Source organism: Lysinibacillus sp. S1 (genome assembly GCF_044986265.1).
Lineage (GTDB): Bacteria > Bacillota > Bacilli > Bacillales_A > Planococcaceae > Lysinibacillus > Lysinibacillus capsici.
Genome location: NZ_CP173154.1, coordinates 740,159 through 756,354 on the forward strand (window position 1 = coordinate 740,159; position 16,196 = coordinate 756,354).

Below are 16,196 nucleotides of genomic sequence, written 5' to 3' on the forward strand. Positions count from 1 at the left end.
TTAACAGAGGTGCTACGTGTTGAAGGGATGTCCAAAATTTATCAGCAAAAGCATCATACTGTGAATGCCTTGAAAAATATCCATTGCACCATTTATCAAGGAGAAATGGTGGCGATTATGGGGACAAGCGGCTCTGGTAAAAGTACTCTTCTGAATATGATCAGTGCAATCGATGAGCCAACAGATGGAGCATTATTTTTATTTGGCAAAGAAGCGCAGGCTATTTATCAAGAGCCAAAAGCATCGCAATTTCGAAAAGAAAATATCGGCTTTATCTTCCAATCCTTTCATCTGCTAAAGGATTTAACCGTCGAGGATAATATTGCACTTCCCCTTATTTTAAATGATATTCCTAGCAAGGAGATTAAGGTGCGTGTGCAGCACATGATGGAAACCTTAAACATCGCTGCTTGGGCAAAGCATCGACCACATGAGCTTTCTGGTGGACAGAAGCAACGTGTCGCCATTGCGCGAGCGATTATTGCCAATCCTCCTATTTTACTGGCAGATGAGCCAACGGGGGCTTTGGATGTTCATACAACAGATGAAATTTTAGAACTGCTTGTTGCTCTGCAAAAAAAGAACCAGCAAACGATATTACTTGTCACACATGACCCCTATGTGGCTACCTATGCCAATCGGGTATTGTTCTTCCATGATGGGGCGATTGTGGATTCCTATCAAAACCGGCAAAATGAAGAGGATTTAGATTGTATTCTAATGAAATTCAAGGAAATAACGAGGGGGGATCGCTAATGTTTACGATGCGCAATATTGCCCTCAAGCTTTTTCGTGCCGCTTGGGCAAATGTCCTAACGAGTATTAGTATTATTACGATCTCGATTTGCCTGGTGATGACGATGACCGTCTACATTTGGAATGCGAATAGCCAGATGAAGGCAGACATCCAAGCATTGTATGGGGAAATGGATTTAATGGTTGGTTATAATCCCGATCAGCAAAAATTGTTGACGACAAATCAAATAGAAGAGCTTTCTACTCTAGCCGGTGTCACACAAGTGTCCCGCTTATCGATAGCTCATACAATCGTTGAACATGAAAAGTACACCGCATTTTATACCGTTGGCGTCGAAAATGATGACCTTGTGAAAAGTCGCTACCATTTTGCGGTCAATCTTGGACCGGATGATGCCATTCTTTCGGAAAATGTTGCCCGTCTTTTCAACAAACGAGTTGGGGACTCCATTCATATTCAATCAAAGGCTTTTATCGTGCAAGAAATTTTACCGCCGATGAAAGGCACTGACAGTCCTAATATCATCCTCTTAGCGAATGACGTAGTTAAGGCATGGATGAACAACAGTCAGCCACAAACGGCAGGCATATTTGCGCTCATTAAAACTGATGAGGGGCGTGCCAAGGCAGTAGGCGCAGAAATCAAACAACTGGATGAAACATTACGTGTTGATGTTATGAGTGATTACGATGTGATTAAAAGAAATTTACAGAGCTTAATGGTTTTTATGATTGTACTATCCGTTTTTATTTTACTCATTTCAAGTGTCCTATTGCTGTCCACATTCCAGCTATTATTTTATAAAATTAAAGAGCAGCTCATGATCTTACGGGCTCTCGGGGCATCCGTGAAACAGGTTGGACGTATAGTCAAGCTCCCACTATCACTGATCATTAGCTTTGGCGTTATGCTTGGAACAACGCTGAGCCTTGTGATAATAAAAAGCTGGCTACCACAATTACTTAGCTTTTTGCATTTACCCGAAGCTAAAACAGAGCTTCCTATTGTGTTTATTCTTTTAATTGCCCTTTCCAGCTTCATCATTCTTCAAGTGATGACAAAATGGCAAGTAGCGAAAAGCTCTCGACTACTGCCATTACAAATCGCGACAGATAATGAAAATTTAGAGCTGCGTTGGACAAAATGGAAAACAATTATTGTCAGTATTGTAGGTGTGTCAGCTACCTTCTTCTTTTTACAAGCCTATTTAGCTGGGACAGGAAGCGATCAAGGTGCCCTGTTTATTTTACTCGGAACACTACTTGTATGTGGGATTTTACTGTTACTAATCCCCTATCTATTTACAGCCATCCTTCATCTGGCTTTAAAGCCGATTCGAAGGGTACTTGGCAAGGAAGCCTATTTAGCATGCCAGCAGCTCATGCCACAAGTACGCAAAAATATGCCCGTGGTGCTCAGCATGATAGGATTAATGGTTATTTTAACCTTTGGAAGTTCATTAATGAAAACCTTACAAAACAATGACCTTGCCTACACAGAATCACAATACGAAACAGCCATAAAAATCAATAATGAATTAAATGATCCAACTATCACGCCTGCAATTATAGAGGAAATAGAAGCATTGCCAAGCGTACAGTACGCGTATACACAAAGTAATAATGCGTATATTGCTCTACAACTCGGCGATGAATGGCTACCAGAGAACTATACAACCATTGATATTAAGAAATTTATGCAATTAAAGAAGTTGCCTCAAATTGAGGAAGGAAATTTGCAAAATGGCCTTGTCGTGACAAAGGGCTTTGCCGAGCGTTATCATTTGGCAGTGGGTGATCGTGTAACGATGGGTACCTATGATTTTACTGCCCGGCAGGATATGCCTACTGGTGAGTTACAAATTATAGGAATTACTGATACACCTATTCACCGTGCTGATTTAATCGTTGATTGGTCATCATTCCTCACGGCACAGGATCACCCAATTATCGAAGACATTATGGTCGAAACATCCCACCCAGAGCAGACATTGGCGGAGCTATCATTCTTGGAAGAGCGCTGGCCAGCCCTGAAGTTGACAGATAAAGCGACCATATTAGCACAATCCAATGAAATGTTCTTCCAACGGTGGAGCCTATTTGTTGGCGTCTTTGTTATTTTAATAGCTGCCACGGGGCTTGGTGTCCTTCAAACTTTACTGCATGCGATTTATACAAAACGCAGTGACTATGCCATCCAACGATTAATTGGTCTGTCACCAAATGGGCTGATGAAGCTCATACTGACACAAGTCCTATCGTTTGTCCTTTATGGTCTCACGGTCGGGACATTTCTGGGGTTCGTCTTAACGAGKATGCTAGGCTTCATTGATGATGGCTCGCCGATGTCCTATGACTTTCTAACATTGGGCCTCACAAGTCTCGCCTTCCTAGGGTCAACACTCATTGTCTTTACCCTTCAAGGCTACTGGATGAGCAGACAAAAATTAGCGAATGAGATCTTGGAAATATAGGTAAAACAGCCACTCTATGGATAGAGGTGGCTGTTTTTTTAGAAGCGGGGCTCTCTCTTGAGCGAGCGCTTTTACCCCTCTTTGGAGCGGAGCACCCCCACTCCTTTTATAAATGAAATTCTCCCTAAATTTGAAGAAATTCTATCATTTCCTTTATGATAGCCTCTTGATCTCGTCCTAATGTCATGAGATGCTTAGAATTTCCAAAGCCTTTCTTCTGCTTTCTAGATGAATGAACATGCTGATAGATCGTTCCAGCACTCTGCGTGTATAAGGCATCGTCTTTTTCACCATAGTAGATAGCGATAGGAATGATAATTCTATCAAGCTGTTCCATCGTTGCTTGGATAAATGTTTGGAATGCGTTCATCGCATGTAATGGCATGTTCTCAAATGGCTCCATTTCCTGAGCGATTTGAAGTGGTGGCTTGCCCTCTATTGTTTTGTAATTATGGGCATAGTCAATAATCCTTTGTTTTAATTGCTCTGGCTCCTTATCAAACGGCACAGATAAGACAATGATTTGCTCGAGCCTTTCTAATTGAGCAAGCTTCAACGCGAAAATTCCCCCGATGGATAGACCGATGACCGAAATCTTTTGATAGCCTTCATCCAATAAAAATTGATGAGCATTCACTACATCCTGCCACCAGTCGTCTACCTGATAGTGTAATAACTGTTCTGGATGAGTGCCATGTCCACGATATAGCGGCGCATAGCAAGTATAGCCTTGGTTATGTAATGCAGTGGCTACTGTCTTCATATCTCTTGTATGACTTGTAAAGGAATGTAAAAGCAATAGGGCATGCTCATTTCCCTGTAAATAAATCTCTTTTGCTGGTAATATGTTTAGCATTTCATCAAGCCCTTTCTTCCATCTACCTTTATTTAAGCCCCAACAAACAGCACTGCCTGTCCGATGGCAATAAAAAAGGCTTCCTGCTGAATGGGACTGCTGTCTTCAATTTGTAGTGTAATGTTAAAATGCGTCTCGCAGAAAGTCGCTTGCCAGCGTGCGATGGGCTGCTCATTCACAGTAAAAACAGACCAGTCCTCCATTTCTTTGTTGAGCTTGATCTGCTGTTCGCCATCGGTAATAACTAAATCAGGAATCATAATTTGCCAGCCATCATAGGCAATCATATAGTCTTTACCTGTTACCAAATCCTTACCACGAAAATGCACGCGCCCGCGACGGGATACTTTTTTACACGTAAAAAGTGGCTGACCATTGCGATCGTGGACATCAAAACGAACGAAATAACGATAGTCCATCGTTTTATCGAATGCTTTTTTTAGTGCATTGGAATACACACGTTGAACGGTGGACGATACCTCCCCCGCTTCATTTAAAATTTTAACGGCCTCTGTTGACTCGATGGCCGCTGGTTGCTTGTATGTATAGGTCTTCAATCTATTCGCTCCTTTGAAACATTGCTTTCTTAAAACTACCATAAAATAAGCGTCAAATACAAAGGATGTATTTGACGCTCCTATTATGGTTATTGTATTTATTTCAATCAAGTAGCCTACTCCATTTTCTATCGATCTAACTTAAAGGTAATTTCCCCGATGCCCAATTCCGAATTGACCTCTAGCACGACATCCGCCTTGTCGTAAGCTTCGTTGACATAGACACCATTCCCTTTTGATATAAGGCCCTCCACTTTAGACGAGCCAATGCCTTTTTCTGTCGTTAATTTCACGCCAACCTTTGAAGGTAAAATAACTGTTGTTTGACCGACACCTGTTTCAATAGTCGTTGTAAAGCTCTTTTTCCAGTCGCCACCTAGGTTAACCGTTAGATCACCGACACCCGCTTCAATATCGAGCTTTTCCAGCTGAAGACCCTGTAAATCAAGATTGGCAAGAGAGGCACCCGTTTCCACATTTAGATTCATGGGGATGCTGTCGTTCAGTTGAATCGCCCATGTGTTTTTAATATTCGAGAGCCCCAGCCTTGTTGAGCCCTTATGCTTGATTTCCACTTCTCCTGTATCGCCATGTAGATCATAGTCTATCTGAGGGGCTAGCTTTTTTACATTATATTCTGCGTTGCCCTCAACCCATTCCTTTGCACCACTCGATACATTCATTTCGCCAACACCTAAATCAATGTCTACCTCTAATGCTTTCGCTTTATCCTTTTCCACCAAAATGGCTTCCTCTCGCATTTTATTTGGAATAAAGGAAAAGCACCCCGATAATACCAATGCTGACGTGCCTATCACGACACCTAAACCCACTAATTTTTTCACTATTATTTCCTCCCACCGTATAATCTACCAATAATTTCATTATATATAAGGGAGGAAATTAAAATACGACCCTCCGCTCGAAATTCATCTAAGACCTAAGACGTAGAGAGGCTTACTGATAAGGAATGTCATGCCCCTCCAGCAATGCCTTTAAATTCGCAAGAGAGGCATCATAGCCTGACGAATTAAAGCTCACCGTAGTGCCATTACCCTGTTGGGCTAGCGTAATAGCAATCAATGTTTCAGGAACTTCTAGATAGAAGGAAAATTCCTCATTTTTCTTCACTTGTTGAATCGTTAGCTCCATCGGCAGTTTTTCAGAAAGCTGGTTATGCGCATTTGGCATTAAGGTAAATGTCATCTTTTCCCCAGCCGTTAGTATAGGGATGTCCCATATGGAGCCTGGTGCGTACCATCGGGAGAGGGATTGCTCCTCTGTAATCGCCTGCCATACTTTATAAATCTTTGCCTCAATCCAAATCGAACTGGTCATTCGCAGCAACCTCCATTTCCTCTTTTCCATTATTTTACCGAACTTTCAGAAGTTAGACTACCTTGGGATGTTCTGTATAAGTGAAATGCCCCCAGTATAACCATTACAGCGATAACATCCAAAGCGAGCTGATAGCTGGAAAAAACAGTAACCAATAAACCATAAACCGTTGGTGCCAAGACAATAAAGAACTGATTAATCGTTAACGCTGCACTAACAGTTAGTCCTACTGCTTGCGAATCGGATTGCTCAGTGACACAAGTGATATATATGGAATACCAGCCAAGCGCTAAAAACCCAAATAAACTGCAAAATAAAATCATGAGGCCCTTGCTATGTATGACAAAGGGCAAAAAGCCAACCATCAGGAATGTAGCGACCATGACGAGCACTAATAATGGCTCTCGTTTTTGAGCGAAATAATGGTCACTCATCCAAGCAAGTACAATTCTCCCAAACATCCCACCAAATAAAATCAGACTTAAATAGCGCCCCGCCTCGGTTAATGTATACCCACCTTCATGATGTAAATAGCTCATAAAGTGAGCAATGATAATCATTTGGAGGGACATCATGACCATGCCCACAAAAAATAAAGGATAGAGCGCTCGATTGTGCCGAATAGCACGCATCTTCTCTTTAAAAGGAATGAGAGGTGCCGTAGCGGTGTCATGCTGTTTTGGTTCTTTGTACAGCAATAAAAATAATAGTCCCCCACCAACCGCCATCAAGCCCTGTGCTAAATGGACAGAGGATAGATGATGATGTTGATACAAATAGGTCAGCAAAGTGGAAGCCAATGCACCTCCAATCGGAATACCTGTTTGGCGTATCCCAATAGCAAGTCCTCGATGCTTGTTAGGAAACCATTTCACAATAGCAGTACTGCCACCTGTTTGCGCACTGCCATACCATATCCCCACAACTATTAATACGAGAAGCAATGTCGTATAATGATTCACGGGTATTAGCAATAAGGCTGACAGGCCCAGTAGTATCGAGCCCCATCCAATAATCTGCTTTTCTCCCTTTTTATCCATGAGATAACCAAATAGCAGCATGGAGAAAATTGGCCCTATATTGACGGCTGAAACAATTAGCCCTGTTTGGAAGGACGTTAAGTGCCATTCCATTTGATAAAAAGAGGCAACTGGCCCCATTCCGTAGGTCACAAAGGTTGCGGCTGTTTGCGAAAGTGTAGCCACAAGCAAGATGACCCATCGATAATATGTATGCATAAAAACCCTCCATCAGGTTACTGCTTTTGCAGTCTACCTTTTCATTATCTAGAGTGTACGTGGACAGCTAGCGAACGTAAAATGGAGGAAAATGATAGCGGCTATTAAAAAAATCTATAGGTATGTGAGGAACAACATGAACATTGAAGAAATTGCCTTAAAAATGGAGCTTTTAGAGAGGCAAAACTTGAGTAAATCGGCTGAAATCACCAATTATACACAATCTGCCTTAACAGCAAAGGTGAAAAAAATGGAGCGTGAAATTGGGCAGGACGTCTTTAAACGAACACCCCAAGGCTTAAAGCTGACAGAGGTAGGTCAACATTATTTACAGTTTTTAAAGAAAGTTGCCGAGCAGTATGAAGACTTTTTACATACCATCGGCCCTACACAAACAAGCATTTTGGTTGGTACATCTCATACAACCATAAAAATATATGGACCATCCATTATGAACGCACTGCAAACTAGTCGAAGTCCGATAGATGTTGATTTCACTGTGGAATCAAGTACAGCCTTAAATCACAAAGTTCATCTGGCGGAAATAGATTGTGCATTGACAAGTAATCCAATCAAGCATTATAGCGATCTACACTATGATGTACTAGCCACAGAGACGTTTGAAGTTATCTCAAGCTCCGCTCATATCATTGACTTTGATCAACGAACACCTGTCACATTGCTTGTTTTAAGTAAGGGCTGCATGTATACCCATGCATTAGCACAATGGCTCACTGACAAGCAGGTACCTTTTACGATGAAGGAAATTAAATCAGTTAGTAGTATTTTAGATTTTCTTGAAATCGAGCATACATTGGCTGTATTAAATACCAAATTACTAGCACTTTATCCTTGTCCCGACCTGCATTTTTATGATTTAGATGGCCTTCACAGTGTGATCGAAACAGTTTATATCTATAAAAAAGATGACAGTAAGCAGCCCTTCATCCTGCAATTAAAACAGGTCATTGAATCCTTGCTTGAGCAGAATTAGCTCCATAAACCTATTTTGTGCTAATATTCTAAAAACCCTATATTATTCATGCGGACTACACTATAATAGGTTTGTCATTATTAATCTTGTAAATGCTTAGGAGTACATCATGTTTTATTACATCTCGTTATTTTTTGCAGTATTTGCATTATCTACCTCAGCAATTTTTGTTAAGCTAGCTGATGCACCACCAGCGATTACAGCCTTTTATCGACTATTTTTTGCGATGCTAGTACTTCTTCCATTTTTATTGGCACAGAAGAGCTTGCGGCAGGAGCTTACAAGTCTCTCGAAAAAACAATGGGGACTCGGCATTTTATCAGGCTTATTTTTGTCCTGTCATTATGTGTTATGGTTTGAATCATTAAACTACACATCTGTGGCTAGTTCAACCGTCATTGTGACACTACAGCCACTATTCTCTTTAATAGGCAGCTATTTTTTATTTAAAGAGCGATTTTCAAAAGGAGCGATTGTTGGCTGCTTCGTAGCGATCATCGGCTGCTTCATTATTGGCTGGCAAGATTTCCAGATTAGTGGACAAGCCCTTTATGGCGATATTCTTGCCTTTATTGCGGCAGGTATTATTACAGCCTACTTTTTTATTGGGCAATCAGTGCGCAAGGATTTATCGCTCATTCCCTATTCTATTATCGGCTATGGCAGTAGCTCGATCTTTTTAGCCGTTTATGCCCTCTTTATGAAAGAATCGTTTTTCGATTATTCAGCCTCCACCTGGTGGTCCCTTGTAGGGCTGGCTGTCATTGCAACGATTTTCGGGCAAACCATTTTTAATTGGCTATTGAAATGGTTAAGTACAACGGTGGTTTCCATGAGTATTTTAGGCGAAACAATCGGCACATGTATATTAGCTTATTTTATTTTAGATGAGATGATTTCCGTTCAACAGGGGATCGGTATTGTGGTCATTTTACTAGGWCTTGCCCTGTTCTTACTACAGCAACGAAAATCAGTGTAAAATAAAAAACAACGGYAGCCTYTGCCGTTGTTTTTTATTGGTGTGTAAAGTAGAAGGTCGTGCCATTTTTGTTTGATTGTAAGGAAGCTTCGATATTCAATGTTTTAGCAATATCCTGAATGATTTTAAGCCCAAGTCCGCCATGCTCATCTTCAGTCGTAAAGCCAATACCATCATCACACATGACAACTTGCCCGTCCTTAATCGTCACCTCTAGCTTGGATGCTTGGGCATGCTTTAATGTATTTTGAAAGACATTATCGAATAAACGCTGTAGCCACAATTCATTGCTAAGCCAAGCTGCTTGTAAATCATCGTGCTGAAAATGCAGCGTAATATTCTGCATGCGATATAGATACTGCCACTTCTTTATCATCATTTGTAACAATGGGACAAGTTGAACCTCCTCCTGCATGACATAGGACTGTTCACTCGTATCAAAGGACTGTAACTGAAATGCATTAGTTAAATTCGTGATATATTGAATTTGTGCATGTAAGGATTCCACCAATTTGGGCTGCCCCTGTAGCTGATCCTCTAGATAAAACAGCTGCAAACGGATAGCCGTTAACGGCGTATGAATGTCATGTCGCAACTTTTGTAGCAGCTCTTTTTGAAGCTCCTGCTGCTGGGCAAGCTCTAATTCTCGGTAAGTTGTACGCTCAATTAAAAGATTGACAGATTGGCTAAGCTGTCCAATTTCATCCTCACTTTTTATCGTTAACGTGTCAGGTATTCGCTCATTACTTGCTAGTTCTCGTATTGTTTTATTAAGTAGTGTAATTTTGGATAGTAACGAATGAATCGATGTGGAAAATAGCCATGCGAGCATTCCTAACGCTAGCACAAACGCAATCAGCATCATAGGATAGGCATAGGACTCATGAAACGGAATGCCGTCATTTTTCATTTTAAAGGCCTTGTCATACAAAATTGACATGGCCACACTAATGCCTAATAGTACAACAGGCACACTCCCAATGGCTACAAATAACAAAGTACGGTATTTTGTTTTTAAGGTCATTTTTTATTATAGGTATTTAAACGATACCCTTCTCCATAAATATTTTGCACAATAGTGCCTGCTGGGTCTTGTAGCTTTGTTCGAATTTTTTTAATATGGACATTCAAAATATTATGATTGCGTTCATCGAGCGGCCAAAGATAATCAAAAAAATGTTCCTTTGTTAATACTCTGTCTCGATTGTCAAATAAATAAAAGAAAATTTTTCGCTCAATCGCTGTTAGGGCAATTTCATCATGGATACTATGATAAAATACTTGACGACGCTCCCCATCAATCAATAAATGCTGAATTTGCGTAAGTGTACCATACTGTTGTGCTAGCATTTTTTGCATTCTTAGCAACAGTTCTCGCGGATCAAATGGCTTTGTCAGGTAATCCTCGCCGACCATCAACCCCTCTAGCTTACTTTCAATATCATTACGTGCCGATAGAAAAATGATTGGAATATTTAAGCCTAAACGTTTAATATTTTTGCTTAATTGATAGCCATCCTCTCCTGGCAGCATAATATCCATTATGACTAAATCCACCTGCTGAATCAGCGCCATCATATCCTTGCCATCTGTTTTCCAGATTGCCTCATAGCCCTCACGCTGTACTATTTTTTGCAGTAGATCACCAATCATGTGATCGTCTTCTATAATTAAGATTCTAAATCCTTTCATACTTATCGACCTTTCTCATCACCCGTTGTTTTCATAAATTCCATTGCCAGTTGATAGATTTCATCTGGCTGATAGAGATAAATACTATGTGTCCCACTGACCTCTTTCACCTGTGCATTAGTGAATTGCTTTGCAAAGTCAGCATAATCCTGCCGATTTTGCTTCGTATATTTCGAATGTTTATTTTCTTCCGCAATCGCATCAATCAGTAAGATAGGCGTGTCTTGCGGCTTTTTGAGCTGTTCTGATTGTAAACTATTTTCGTAGACCTGCAACAGCTCATTTTGCATATCTTCATTAAAAAATTGCTTAAAGGACAACGCCTGATAGATTTCCTTTTCCTGTGCTGTTAAAAACGACATTTGAAGTACTTGCGGATTATAGACCTGTGTTGGCAAAAGTCGATGTAAGCCGAGTTTAGTAGCGAGGTGCATGCCTCTCACCATCCAACGATCGACCGTCCCCATTTTATGCTTTACATATTGACTAGGTAGGCCAATGTCTAGAGCGATGATGCCCTTTACTTCCTCTGGGTATTTTTGCGCCAAGTAAATGGCCTCTAGCCCTGAAATGGAATGTGGCACAAGGACATAGGGTGGTTCAAGCCCACTTTGCAGAAGTGCCTGTCGTGTTTGCGCTAAAATCGTATCGATTCCTCTATCATCATGGGCTACGTCGCTATAGCCATAGCCAGCTCGATCCACTACTGCAATGTGATGATGCTGTGAAAACTTACGATACAGCCCTTTTAGCTCATATACGGGTGATGCGATACCTGAGCCAGCAATAAAAATATATGTATCCTCGCCAGCCCCCTCCTGATAAACATGGAGATTGTGACCATCTACATTGTTTAATGTGCCGTTAGGTTGTAAAATAGCTGACTCCTTCTGTATTAAGCTATAGTGATAAATACAAATTATCACCATTCCAAGCACAATCAATGCCCCCATATAGACAATCATTTTCTTTGCTTTCTTTTTCATACGTATCTCCTCTTTTCGTTGATACTTGCAAGGATACACGGTAAAAATAAATATCTACTAAAMTTTWGGAGAAAATAGATAAATTTCATACAAAAAAGCTACCTAACTAATAGGCAGCTCTCTTGATTAAGCATCTGGATAGGTTTTTCGTAAAAAATCGATCGTTTGTTGTATAAGGGCTTTTAAGATGTCTTCATTCACATCAGCTAGCTTATTAATATAAACGCAGGCTTTTCCTGTTGTGTGTTTACCAAATTGTTGTAATAGTTGCTCTCGTTCATCCCCTGGAGCAAAATATAAGCTAATTTTCGCTTTGCGAGGGGAATAGGCAGCTAGTGGGGCATCCCCTTCATGGCCTGTTTGATATTTGTAATGATATTTACCAAAGCCTATAATACTCGGTCCCCACATTTTGGCTTCATAGCCTGTGACCTCTGTAAAAATGTCCAATAATCGATAGGCGTCTTCTCGCTTTTTTGGATGGTCTACACTTTCAATAAATTCAATGACACTTACATCGGTTTCTTTGGTCTTTAATTCATACATGTCAATCCCTCGCCCTCTGGAAGATGTACCTTTATTATTCCCTATTCTACCTGCTCTAACAATAGTTTTTGTTGAAGATGACGATAGATCCCCTGCTGCTGCATCAGCTCTTGGTGATTGCCCTGCTCGACAATTTCTCCCTGCTGAATCACGAGGATTTGATCGGCATTTTCGATTGTTTTCAGACGATGGGCAATGACAAAGCTTGTGCGTCCCTGCATTAAATGCTGTAAGCCTTTTTGAATATCGACCTCTGTTTGGGTATCCACGCTAGATGTYGCTTCATCCAAAATTAAAATATCTGCATTCTCTAAAATTGCACGGGCGATCGCAATAAGCTGACGCTGCCCCTGACTTAAATTGGCTCCTCCTGCCTGCACGGGTGTTTCGTATTGGGCAGGTAAATATTTGATAAAATGATGGGCATTCGCAATTTTTGCCGCTTCCACAACCTCTTCATCTGTCGCATCTAGCTTACCAAAGCGAATATTTTCACGAATCGTTCCCGAGAACAAATAGGTGTCCTGTAAAACCACACCGACTCTTTGGCGAATCGTCGCCATCTGATAGTGCTCAATATTATGCCCATCAATTAAAATCTCACCTTGATCGACGTCATAAAAACGTGTTAATAAATTGATAATCGTTGTTTTGCCTGAGCCTGTTGGGCCAACAAGAGCAAATGTCTCTCCTGCCTTGGCATGGAAGTCAATGTTTTTTAACACAGGCTTATTTGGCTCATAACTAAATGATACTTGCTTGAAAACAACATCCCCCTTGAGCGATGCCGTCTTGATAGCATTAGGCTTGTCGGCTACCTCTGAGGGTTCATCTAGTATCTCAAAAACACGCTCTGCCCCAGCAATAGCAGACTGGAAGGTGTTTAATAGATTAGATAGCTGATTAAGCGGACGGAAAAATTGCCGTGTATAGGTCACAAAGGCGGCAATAATCCCCACTGTAACAATACTCTTTACTGCTAAAAAGGCACCTGTTCCGATGACGATGGCAAGGCCTAAATTATTCATAAAGTTATTAATCGGACCTAGTAAGCCAGAGGTAATTTCTGCTCGTTGGGCAGAGTTTCGTAGATTTTCATTTTGCTGATGGAACGTATCAATCGTTTGCTGCTCCCTACCAAAAAGCGTAAGTACCTCCGAACCTGTAATCATTTCCTCAATATAGCCGTTGAGCTTCCCGAGATCTCGTTGTCGTGCTGCATAATTTTTACTGCTGCGTTTAATGATTTGCTTGGTTGTGAAAACGATCAGCGGAATAATAATCAATGTCACGATTGCTAATTGCCAGCTTAATGTAAACATGGCGATACTGACACCGATTACAGTTAAAATGGACGACACGATTTGCGTAACACTTTGCGCAAGTGCTGTATTTAAATTATCAATATCGTTGGTCACACGGCTCATTAAATCCCCCAGTGCCCGCTGATCAAAGAAGCGTAATGTCAGTGTCTGAAGTTTTTGAAATAGTTCCAGACGCAATGTCCGAATGGTTTTCATCGCCACATGAATCATGACATAGGTTTGCAGCCATGTCAGAATAGAGGCTACTGAAAAAATAACGGCCAACAGGATGCCTAAACGAATCGTTCCCTCGATATCCTTTTTCATAATATAATCATCAATAATATGCCCAATCATATAGGGCCMCGCAAGGCTTAAAAAGGTCGAGGCAATGACAAAAAAGAWAGAGAAAAACAGCCCTATTTTTTGTTGCTTGACATAATGCCACACACGTGACAATGTCTCCCTTTGATTTTTCGCCTTTTCAGCTGGTCCCCCCATACGCGGTCCACGTCCAAAATTCATTTGCTTTGGTTGACCTTGACTCATCCTTGTTCACCAGCCTTTTGCTGTGACGCATAAATTGCTTGATAATGCGCATTTGATTGTAGAAGCTGCTGATGGGTTCCTTGCCCAACAATGTCGCCATCCTCTAGTACCAAAATAACATCTGCCTGCTGAATGGAGGCAATTTTCGACGCTACGATGAAGGTCGTTGTGTCTTGATAATAGGTGGCAATAGCTCGCTGCACTTGTTGTTCTGATGCACTATCTAACGCTGACGTTGTATCATCCAACACCAAAATAGCAGGCTTTCGAATAAACGCACGACTTAATGCAAGGCGCTGCTTCTGCCCACCCGAAAGATTCGTAGCACCCTGTGATAATTCATGTGCTAAGCCCTTATCAAGTCGCTCTACAAATTCACTGGCGCAGGCCGCCTCTAATGCCTGCTGTATGTCCTCAGCTGTAGCATCATCCTTACCGAGACGAATATTTTTTTCAATCGGTCCTGAGAACAATAATGCTTTCTGTGAGGTAAATCCGATATGCTCACGTAGGGTTGCGAGTGAGTAGGATTTTAGTGGTTTTCCGTCTATGCGGATTTCGCCACCAGAGGGATCAAATAAGCGAGGTAATAGCTTCACCAGCGTCGATTTACCACTACCTGTTTTCCCAATAATACCGACCGTTTGCCCTGGTTTCACCGAAAATGAAATCTTTTTGAGGACATCCTCAGCTGTTTCATAGTAACGATAGCTCACCTGATCAAAGTCAATGGCCCCTTTTATTGGATCGGTCAGCGCATGTTCCGCTTCCTTAACAGCAATCTCTTTGTTTAACACGTCCACAATGCGTTCTCCTGAAGGCAAGGCTCGCGCTATTTGCATCAGCACCATACTAGAGGACATCAGTCCATTTAAAATAATCGTTAAATAATTGATGAATGCAAGAATAACGCCCACTTGCAGTGTACCCGCGTCTACCTTAATGGCTCCAAGCCAAAGCGCGGCTACAATCCCTAGATTGACAACAAACATCGTAAAGGGTACAAGCACGCCGACAATTTGCTCAGCTGTAATAAAACGTTTCGTCAACGCCTCATTTAATTCTCCAAACTGTGCTACCTGCTGTGTTTCACGGCGAAAGGCTTTAACTACACGAATACCCGCCAAATTTTCCTGTAGCTTCGTATTGACGGCATCAATGGCCTCCTGAACACGACGATACAATACACCCGAATACTTCGTAAAAAAATACATCGCTATAACCAACAATGGTACGATAATGAGCAATATGGAAAAAAGCTCACGTGCTGTGACAAACACAATAATCACTGCGCCGATAAAGAGCAAGGGCCCACGCACAAAAATACGCAGCGTCATCATAAAGGCACGCTGAATACTTTCCACATCACTCGTTAAAATCGTAATCAGCTTCCCCGTTGTAAAAGCATCTCGCTCCTTGGCTGAGTAAGTCATCATCTTCTCATAAAGAGCCTGTCGAATATCCGAGGCAAAATGAATCGCCGCCTTCGAGCTATAATACGAGCAACCAACCCCACCAATAAGTCCGAGCACTGCACTGCCAAGCATCCACACAAACATATTCAATACGTAACGATTATCCCCATTGGCAATCCCCGTATCAATCATATGTTGCATGATGGTCGGCTGAATTAAATCCATCGTCACCTCTAGCACCATCAATAACGGTGCAATCAGCGTGAAAAATTTATAAGGCCCCAAATACTGCCCTAATTGTTTAACTGCCTGCATACATTCGACTCCGTTCTATTTAAATCCCATTCGTTCCTTATTATAACTGAAAATCATTCCCATTTGATAAATAATTTTTCGGGTCTCGTAATATTATTGGAGTGGTTTGATTGTGGTGTAGTGTCTTCATAAGGAGAAAAAATCTAATTTCTAAGCAGATTTTGGAGGGTGGTGAATTTTTAAAGCGAAGTTCCACT

15 protein-coding genes are annotated in these 16,196 nt (G+C 41.3%); 4 read left to right on the forward strand and 11 right to left on the reverse strand.

Annotated elements, in window-relative coordinates:
- Positions 1-27: 27 nt before the first annotated feature.
- Entirely contained in the window at positions 28-756 is a 729-nt protein-coding gene (locus tag ACHZEU_RS03990; protein WP_048390701.1) for an ABC transporter ATP-binding protein, read from the forward strand.
- Positions 756-3,230 (forward strand): ABC transporter permease, encoded by a 2,475-nt coding sequence (locus tag ACHZEU_RS03995; RefSeq protein WP_404804053.1) that lies wholly within the window; start codon positions 756-758, stop codon positions 3,228-3,230. The genes ACHZEU_RS03990 and ACHZEU_RS03995 overlap by 1 nt, the downstream gene beginning before the upstream one ends.
- A 124-nt stretch (positions 3,231-3,354) precedes the next feature.
- On the opposite strand, the gene ACHZEU_RS04000 is transcribed toward ACHZEU_RS03995, so the two are convergent.
- The 5 genes from ACHZEU_RS04000 to ACHZEU_RS04020 form a co-directional block, all read right to left on the reverse strand.
- Positions 3,355-4,086: a carboxylesterase gene (locus ACHZEU_RS04000; protein WP_048390664.1), complete on the reverse strand. Its 732-nt coding sequence runs from the start codon at positions 4,084-4,086 to the stop codon at positions 3,355-3,357.
- 32 nt (positions 4,087-4,118) lie between these two features.
- On the reverse strand, positions 4,119-4,643 hold the full coding sequence (locus ACHZEU_RS04005) for a hypothetical protein (protein WP_048390662.1): 525 nt from the start codon (positions 4,641-4,643) through the stop codon (positions 4,119-4,121).
- Between the two features lie 128 nt (positions 4,644-4,771).
- Positions 4,772-5,488 (reverse strand): toast rack family protein, encoded by a 717-nt coding sequence (locus ACHZEU_RS04010; protein ID WP_048390660.1) that lies wholly within the window; start codon positions 5,486-5,488, stop codon positions 4,772-4,774.
- A gap of 112 nt (positions 5,489-5,600) precedes the next feature.
- Positions 5,601-5,981 carry an SRPBCC domain-containing protein gene (locus tag ACHZEU_RS04015; protein WP_404804054.1) on the reverse strand — a complete coding sequence of 127 codons (381 nt, stop codon included), beginning with the start codon at positions 5,979-5,981 and terminating at the stop codon, positions 5,601-5,603.
- A 29-nt stretch (positions 5,982-6,010) separates the two neighbouring features.
- Positions 6,011-7,219: an MFS transporter gene (locus tag ACHZEU_RS04020; protein ID WP_054548758.1), complete on the reverse strand. Its 1,209-nt coding sequence runs from the start codon at positions 7,217-7,219 to the stop codon at positions 6,011-6,013.
- Positions 7,220-7,355: 136 nt separating this feature from the next.
- Between ACHZEU_RS04020 and ACHZEU_RS04025 the strand changes: the two genes are divergently transcribed.
- Positions 7,356-8,213, forward strand: a complete 858-nt coding sequence (locus tag ACHZEU_RS04025) for a LysR family transcriptional regulator (protein WP_115673718.1) — start codon at positions 7,356-7,358, stop codon at positions 8,211-8,213.
- A gap of 109 nt (positions 8,214-8,322) precedes the next feature.
- On the forward strand, positions 8,323-9,192 hold the full coding sequence (locus ACHZEU_RS04030; protein WP_404804055.1) for a DMT family transporter: 870 nt from the start codon (positions 8,323-8,325) through the stop codon (positions 9,190-9,192).
- Positions 9,193-9,226: 34 nt separating this feature from the next.
- Here ACHZEU_RS04030 and ACHZEU_RS04035 read toward each other — a convergent pair whose 3' ends face one another.
- From ACHZEU_RS04035 to ACHZEU_RS04060, 6 genes are all read right to left on the reverse strand, one after another.
- The gene (locus tag ACHZEU_RS04035; protein ID WP_048390650.1) at positions 9,227-10,216 is read right to left on the reverse strand and encodes a HAMP domain-containing sensor histidine kinase; all 990 of its coding nucleotides are present in this window, start codon (positions 10,214-10,216) and stop codon (positions 9,227-9,229) included.
- On the reverse strand, positions 10,213-10,884 hold the full coding sequence (locus ACHZEU_RS04040) for a response regulator transcription factor (protein ID WP_048390648.1): 672 nt from the start codon (positions 10,882-10,884) through the stop codon (positions 10,213-10,215). The genes ACHZEU_RS04035 and ACHZEU_RS04040 overlap by 4 nt, the downstream gene beginning before the upstream one ends.
- Positions 10,885-10,886: 2 nt before the next feature.
- Positions 10,887-11,870, reverse strand: coding sequence for an alpha/beta hydrolase (locus ACHZEU_RS04045; RefSeq protein ID WP_404804056.1), 984 nt, complete (start codon positions 11,868-11,870; stop codon positions 10,887-10,889).
- 126 nt (positions 11,871-11,996) lie between these two features.
- On the reverse strand, positions 11,997-12,416 hold the full coding sequence (locus ACHZEU_RS04050; protein WP_004228761.1) for a DUF1801 domain-containing protein: 420 nt from the start codon (positions 12,414-12,416) through the stop codon (positions 11,997-11,999).
- A gap of 41 nt (positions 12,417-12,457) precedes the next feature.
- Positions 12,458-14,269, reverse strand: a complete 1,812-nt coding sequence (locus ACHZEU_RS04055) for an ABC transporter ATP-binding protein (RefSeq protein ID WP_404804057.1) — start codon at positions 14,267-14,269, stop codon at positions 12,458-12,460.
- Positions 14,266-15,999 carry an ABC transporter ATP-binding protein gene (locus ACHZEU_RS04060; RefSeq protein WP_048390642.1) on the reverse strand — a complete coding sequence of 578 codons (1,734 nt, stop codon included), beginning with the start codon at positions 15,997-15,999 and terminating at the stop codon, positions 14,266-14,268. The genes ACHZEU_RS04055 and ACHZEU_RS04060 overlap by 4 nt, the downstream gene beginning before the upstream one ends.
- Positions 16,000-16,196: the final 197 nt, after the last annotated feature.

Bases quoted from the DNA above. Each gene is read 5' to 3' on its own strand.
- ACHZEU_RS03990 (WP_048390701.1), top strand. From the start codon at position 28: ATGTCCAAAATTTATCAGCAAAAGCATCATACTGTGAATGCCTTGAAA.
- ACHZEU_RS04000 (WP_048390664.1), bottom strand. From the start codon at position 4,086: ATGCTAAACATATTACCAGCAAAAGAGATTTATTTACAGGGAAATGAG.
- ACHZEU_RS04015 (WP_404804054.1), bottom strand. From the start codon at position 5,981: ATGACCAGTTCGATTTGGATTGAGGCAAAGATTTATAAAGTATGGCAG.
- ACHZEU_RS04020 (WP_054548758.1), bottom strand. From the start codon at position 7,219: ATGCATACATATTATCGATGGGTCATCTTGCTTGTGGCTACACTTTCG.
- ACHZEU_RS04025 (WP_115673718.1), top strand. From the start codon at position 7,356: ATGAACATTGAAGAAATTGCCTTAAAAATGGAGCTTTTAGAGAGGCAA.
- ACHZEU_RS04035 (WP_048390650.1), bottom strand. From the start codon at position 10,216: ATGACCTTAAAAACAAAATACCGTACTTTGTTATTTGTAGCCATTGGG.
- ACHZEU_RS04040 (WP_048390648.1), bottom strand. From the start codon at position 10,884: ATGAAAGGATTTAGAATCTTAATTATAGAAGACGATCACATGATTGGT.
- ACHZEU_RS04045 (WP_404804056.1), bottom strand. From the start codon at position 11,870: ATGAAAAAGAAAGCAAAGAAAATGATTGTCTATATGGGGGCATTGATT.
- ACHZEU_RS04050 (WP_004228761.1), bottom strand. From the start codon at position 12,416: ATGTATGAATTAAAGACCAAAGAAACCGATGTAAGTGTCATTGAATTT.
- ACHZEU_RS04060 (WP_048390642.1), bottom strand. From the start codon at position 15,999: ATGCAGGCAGTTAAACAATTAGGGCAGTATTTGGGGCCTTATAAATTT.